The sequence below is a fragment of the Terriglobus sp. YAF25 genome (genome assembly GCF_052113305.1).
Classification (GTDB): domain Bacteria; phylum Acidobacteriota; class Terriglobia; order Terriglobales; family Acidobacteriaceae; genus Terriglobus.
On record NZ_JBFRCY010000916.1, the window covers coordinates 1 to 1,518 of the forward strand.

Here is a 1,518-nt window from a genome sequence, read left to right on the forward strand (position 1 = left end):
ACGCTATGCCGATCCCACAGCCTTCAAGCTCTTCTGCGCGCGTGTGGATAAGACGCCGAAGGTCATCGAGCACCCGCACGATGCCGTGCTGACCTTTCTGGAGACCGTAGTCGACCGTGTGGCCGACATCCTGGAAGAGATCGGCAACGGCCTGGATGTTCTGGCCGGCGAGCTCTTCGCGCAGGACGCGACGTCAACCAAGGTGGCGGTGGAGAAAGACCTGGCTGCCATGCTGCGGCAGATCGGCCGCAGCGGCGACCTGGCAGGCCGTGCCCGCGAGAGCCTGCTGAGCCTGACGCGTGCGGCCGGCTTCCTCTCCGGAGAGGAGAACGGCGAGACACCGCACCAGGACCGTAACGAAGCTCTGCACCGTAACGAAGCCCTGCGCCTGAAGACACTGCAGCGGGATATCAAGTCTCTGCTGGAGCATGATGCGTATCTGCTGTCGCAGATCCAGTTCCTGCTGGACTCCAACCTGGGCATGATCAGCATTCAGCAGAATGCGATTATCAAGATCCTGTCGGTAGCGGCCGTCATCTTCCTGCCGCCTACGCTGGTGGGCTCGCTGTATGGGATGAACTTCGAGCACATGCCAGAGCTGAAGTGGCACCTGGGCTATCCGATGGCCATCGTGATGATGGTTTTATCGGCGGTGTTGCCCTACTGGTACTTCCGGCGGCGTGGCTGGTTGTAGGGAATTTTCCCTGTAATGCTCTAGAATAGAAATCGAGCCGGGATGGCGGAACTGGCAGACGCAGCGGACTCAAAATCCGCCGACCCTTGCGGTCGTGGGGGTTCGACCCCCCCTCCCGGCACCAAAATACTCACTTGTAAATCTAGGAATAAAGCTTTGATTGTTGCCCAATCGGCGTTCTCGCAAGCGGAAACGATCAGGGAGCTCTGAGAGAACGTCGCTGGCTACCAGCGTTGCTCAACTGTTCTTTGGCAACCGCCGAGCCCAACTATTCCCTCACTTTCGGGTACAGACACTAGTTTGGCTAATCTAAGTTCGATTTCGCTCGTTACCCGATGGTCAGAGTAGCCTTATCCCACGTTGCACCTTTCATAGAGGCTGGAACTTCGATCTCTCTAGTCACAAGGACAGGGCGAAAGCGGTTTGGTGGCTGCTTCAGACGATACTGTAGACCCTTCTGGAAATCCGCCGGCTTTTGGTCAATCAAACTCTGGATCACCGCGCCATATGGTGAAAGGTTAAGCATCTTCGGCCCGCGACCAGCGCTGGCCTCTGACTCGAGAAACGTGCGAAATGCCGTGGCATCGAGCTTGACCATGCTGGCGAGATCCATGAGATTCTCAGCCAAGCGACGTACATCTTTGGGTAGATCGCTGGTGTCCCAGAGGGCTGTGACGATCTCGATAAAGGCCCTGAGGGTCGTTGTAAATGAGTCCGATTTCGAGAGCACCGACGACTTCGCTAAGTTCGTCGCTTCCTGAATGGAAAGTTCCGCGTGCTCCAGCATTGCCTTGATCTGAAACGCAATGCGCATCGTGCTCCAG

Annotated in this window: 2 protein-coding genes and 1 tRNA gene; 2 read left to right on the top strand and 1 reads right to left on the bottom strand. The window is 57.1% G+C overall.

All coding sequences use genetic code 11. The features are described from left to right. The coding region (locus AB4043_RS25195; protein WP_442308485.1) for a CorA family divalent cation transporter at positions 1–694 on the top strand (694 nt) is incomplete at its 5' end. A gap of 36 nt (positions 695–730) precedes the next feature. Beyond that, a tRNA-Leu gene (locus AB4043_RS25200) sits at positions 731–818 on the top strand. A gap of 204 nt (positions 819–1,022) precedes the next feature. Here AB4043_RS25200 and AB4043_RS25205 read toward each other — a convergent pair. Beyond that, positions 1,023–1,518 (bottom strand): hypothetical protein (locus tag AB4043_RS25205; protein WP_442308486.1); only part of this gene is annotated, 496 nt, incomplete at its 5' end.